The sequence below is a fragment of the Mesorhizobium sp. M7A.F.Ca.CA.002.04.1.1 genome (assembly GCF_004022805.1).
GTDB lineage: Bacteria > Pseudomonadota > Alphaproteobacteria > Rhizobiales > Rhizobiaceae > Mesorhizobium > Mesorhizobium ciceri.
The window spans coordinates 1-3,946 of the sequence record NZ_RZPL01000446.1; the positions used below are offsets into that span (position 1 = coordinate 1).

Sequence of the window (3,946 nt, forward strand, 5' to 3'; positions counted from 1 at the left end):
GCGCCATATTCGGAGATCGAAGCGGCAACGTCGGCGACGCCGAGCCGCTTGAATATCTCGCGGGCCACATCAGGCGCGGCACCCGAAACCTTGCCGTCGGCGGCGACCGCCGTATAGGGCGGCTCGTTGGCGATGGCGAGGCGGGCGGAACCTTGCGCCTTGAGCTGCTCGAGCTTGCTGTCATCGGCCGAACCGGGGATCGAGGCGGCCAGCACCGCCGTCAGTGCAAGACCGGCAACGCCGGCCAGAATGCCAAGTTTGTTCATTGTTCCCAACTCCTTGTTTCTTGTCTTGCTTTGTTGCATGGCGGCCCTCGCCGCCTCGGGACGACTTCGTCGCCCTGGGCATTGCGGTCAGACCCGATGTCCGGCCGCGATGATCTTCTTCAGGAAACCTTGCGTGCGCTCCTGCTTGGGATTGCGGAAAATCTCGTCCGGTTTGCCTTCTTCGACGATCCTGCCGCGATCGAAGAACAGCACCCGGTCGGCGAAATCATGGGCAAAGCCCATCTCGTGGGTGACCAGCAGCATGGTCATGTCGGTCTCGGCGGCGAGCTTGCGCATGACGTTCATCACCTCCTCGACCAGCTCTGGATCGAGCGCCGACGTCACCTCGTCGAACAGCATGATCTTCGGCGACAGCGCCAGCGCCCGAGCGATCGCCACGCGTTGCTTCTGTCCACCGGACAGCTGCGCCGGCATGTTCTTGGCCTTGTCGGCCATGCCGACCATTTCGAGCAGTTCCATCGCCCGCTTTTCGACGGCGGCACGCGGCGTGCCCTTGGTCAGCATCGGCGCCAGCGTGACATTGTCCATGACGCACTTGTGCGGAAACAGGTTGAACAGCTGGAACACCATGCCGATCTTCTGGCGCATCCTTGTCAGATGCCGCTCATCGGCGGGCAACAGCTGGCCATTGCGCTCCATGTGATAGAGCTGCTCGCCGTCGATCTGGATATGACCGCCATCGATGCGCTCCAGCGTCATCAGGATGCGCAGGATCGTCGTCTTGCCCGAACCCGATGGGCCGATCAGTGCCAGCTTCTCGCCGGGCATGACTTGCATCGACAGGCCGTCCAGCACCTTGAAGCTGCCGAAGCTTTTCGAGATGCTGTCGATCTTGATGATGGGCGCTGGTGCGGACAAATGTATTTCCCCGTGCTGGAGAAGCCTATGCCCCTTAACGATGCGGAACGCGCCAAATCATGTCAATTGGGAAAATAATATCATGACAATTATTCTGATTCCCCACAATTTCCGGGCAAACCGGACCTAGATTGCGAGCAGCAGATGCTCCGGATCGCCAAGCAGCAGCTTGGTGACAACGCCGAGGCCGGCGCGCAGTTCCCCCTCGGTGGTCGAACCCAGCGAGATACGCACCGCCGGGTGCCAGGGCGCACCCGAAATACGGAAGGATGTTCCGGGCGCGATAGCCACGCCTTGCAGGCGGGCCTGGGCGACAAAGCTTTCCTCGGCACGGTCCGCGGGCAGTTGAAGCCAGACATGCAGCCCGTCTCGCCGGGCGCGATAGTCGACCCCCGCCAGCACCTGCGCTGCAATATCCTGCCGGCGCCGCAAAGCCGCGCGCTGCCAGTGGACAAGCTCCATCGCCGTGCCGTCGGTCACCCATTTGGTGGCGATCTCGGCCACCAGCGGCGTCGCCATCCAGTTCGAAACCAGATGCCGGTTGGCGACGGCGGCGACGTAGCGGTCGGGTGCGGCCAGATAGCCGATGCGCAGGCCGGGCACGGTGATCTTGGTGAAGGAGGTGACGTAGAGCGTGCGCTCCGGCGCGAACGCGGCAACCGGCGGCGGCCGGTCTTCGACCAGCGGACCCAGCACATCGTTCTCGATGATGGCGATATCGTGCTTGCGCGCGACCGCGGCGATCTCTTCTCGCCGCCGCGCATCCATCAGCGTCGCCGTCGGATTGATGACCGAGGGCTGCACGAAGACCGCGCGGATGTCGGAAAGCCGGCAGGCCTCGTCCAGCGCTTCCGGAATCAGGCCGTTGTCGTCGATCGGCAGGCCTTCCAGGTTGAAGCCGAGATAGCGTGCCAACGGCACCAGCGTATGGTGGCCGATCGCCTCCGTGGCGACCGTAGAGCCCGGCGGCGCGACGCTCATCAGCGCCACTGTCATGCCGGCGGTGGCGCCGTTGGTCAGGCTGACGTTCTGCGGCGATGCATCGAGGCCGCACAGTCTCAACCATTCGACGGCGACGGCGCGGTGGCGGGGAAACACCATGTTGGGCCGGAACGAAAGTGCTGAACTCGACGGCAGGTTCTCAGCCAGCCATCCCAGTGCCTGCTTCAGCCGCTCAAGATGCATCGGCTCGCAGACCGGTTTCAGGATCGAAAGGTCGATGACTTCACCGAGCCGCCCTATCTGCCGGAGCGGCTCGGGCTCGCGGCGCTGCGTCTGGACGAAGCTGCCGCGGCCGATCTCGCCCGAAATCAGGCCGCGCCGGATCAGTTCCTCATAGGCGCGGCTGACCGTCTGCACCGAAAGCTTGAGGTCGTCGGCCAGCCTGCGATGGGTCGGCAACCGCGCGCCATTGGCAAGGCGTCCGTCATGGATGGCGCGCGCGAACTGGTCGGCCAGCGACTGATAGGCCGGCCGCCGGATAAGCGCGGGATCGGGTTGCCACAATGTCATGACTTATTAGAGATCGAAATCAGTGCAATTGACAATCGAAATAATGCGCCGTCATGGTACTCGGACGAAAAAGTGAGCCCTGATGACATCAGCGAAACTCGACCCGATCGACCTGAAAATCCTCGACGCCATCCAGCGCGACGGACGCATCACCAAGCTGGCGCTGGCCGAGCAGGTCGGCCTGTCTCCGACGCCGTGCTGGATGCGGTTGCGCAAGCTGGAAAAGGCCGGCATCGTCTCGGGCTATCACGCCAGGATCGCCATGCGCGTCGTGGCACCCGTTGCCACCGTGCTGATGGAGGTGACGCTGGCAAACCACCGCCAGGCCGATTTCGACCGCTTCGAGCGCGTTATACGCGATGTTCCCGAGATCGTCGCCTGCTGGTCTGTCGGCGGCGGCGTCGACTATCTGTTGAAAGTAATGGCGCGCGACATCGACGCCTATCAGCGGCTGGTCGATGGCTTGCTGGACCGCGAGATCGGCATCGATCGTTACTTCACCTACATCGTCATCAAGACCGTGAAGGACGAGGTGGCGCTGCCCATCGCAGAGCTTTTGCCGGCGTCGTCATAGGAGCGGAGAGATTCTCTCGCCGGGCAACCCGATAGAGAGAGTCTCTCTACGTCAGGACTTCCAAACAGCCTCTCTATCTGCATCGGGCGGATAGTCTTCCCTTATCAGTCCGAACCGGGAGGCTTTGACCATGTCCGCGCATTTCGCCCGCTCGCATCGCCATGAAGCGCTCGACGGCCTCGCCGACCGCCGGCTGCTGCGCGAACTGGCCTATGTCGATGGCCACTGGACCGCAAGCGAGGCTGCCGAAAGCTTCGAGGTCACCGATCCGGCCACCGGCACGACCGTCGCTTTCGTCGCCGCGCTCGATGGCCGGCAGACGACAAAGGCGATCGATGCCGCGGCGCGCGCCTTCCCGGCCTGGCGGGCGCTGTTGCCGCAGGAGCGCTCGAAAATTTTACGAAAATGGTTCGAGCTGATCGTCGGCGCCAAGGATGATCTGGCTCTGCTGATGACGCTTGAACAGGGCAAGCCTCTGCAGGAATCGCTGGGCGAGATCGACTACGCCGCCTCCTTCGTCGAATGGTATGCCGAAGAAGCAAAACGCCCGAACGCCGAGAGCGTCACCAGCCATCTGCCGAACGCCGAGATGATGGTGCGGCGCGAGCCGCTCGGCGTCGTCGGCGTTGTCACGCCGTGGAATTTTCCGTCGGCCATGCTGACCCGTAAGGCGGCCGCCGCCCTTGCCGCCGGCTGCACCATCGTCGCGCATCCG

Annotated in this window: 4 protein-coding genes and 1 pseudogene; 2 read left to right on the plus strand and 3 right to left on the minus strand. The window is 63.4% G+C overall.

Annotated elements, in window-relative coordinates:
• The 3 genes and pseudogenes from ENZ75_RS21270 to ENZ75_RS21280 form a co-directional block, all read right to left on the minus strand.
• Positions 1-266: pseudogene (locus ENZ75_RS21270) on the minus strand (ectoine/hydroxyectoine ABC transporter substrate-binding protein EhuB); the annotation flags it as partial.
• A gap of 87 nt (positions 267-353) precedes the next feature.
• Positions 354-1,145, minus strand: a complete 792-nt coding sequence (gene ehuA / locus ENZ75_RS21275; protein WP_063170119.1) for an ectoine/hydroxyectoine ABC transporter ATP-binding protein EhuA — start codon at positions 1,143-1,145, stop codon at positions 354-356.
• A 126-nt stretch (positions 1,146-1,271) separates the two neighbouring features.
• On the minus strand, positions 1,272-2,657 hold the full coding sequence (locus ENZ75_RS21280; RefSeq protein WP_128278290.1) for a PLP-dependent aminotransferase family protein: 1,386 nt from the start codon (positions 2,655-2,657) through the stop codon (positions 1,272-1,274).
• Between the two features lie 82 nt (positions 2,658-2,739).
• Here ENZ75_RS21280 and ENZ75_RS21285 point away from each other — a divergent pair, with 82 nt between their 5' ends.
• Positions 2,740-3,231, plus strand: a complete 492-nt coding sequence (locus ENZ75_RS21285; RefSeq protein WP_013530324.1) for an Lrp/AsnC family transcriptional regulator — start codon at positions 2,740-2,742, stop codon at positions 3,229-3,231.
• 130 nt (positions 3,232-3,361) lie between these two features.
• Positions 3,362-3,946: aldehyde dehydrogenase family protein (locus ENZ75_RS35225; protein WP_245481185.1), on the plus strand; the 585-nt coding region annotated here is incomplete at its 3' end.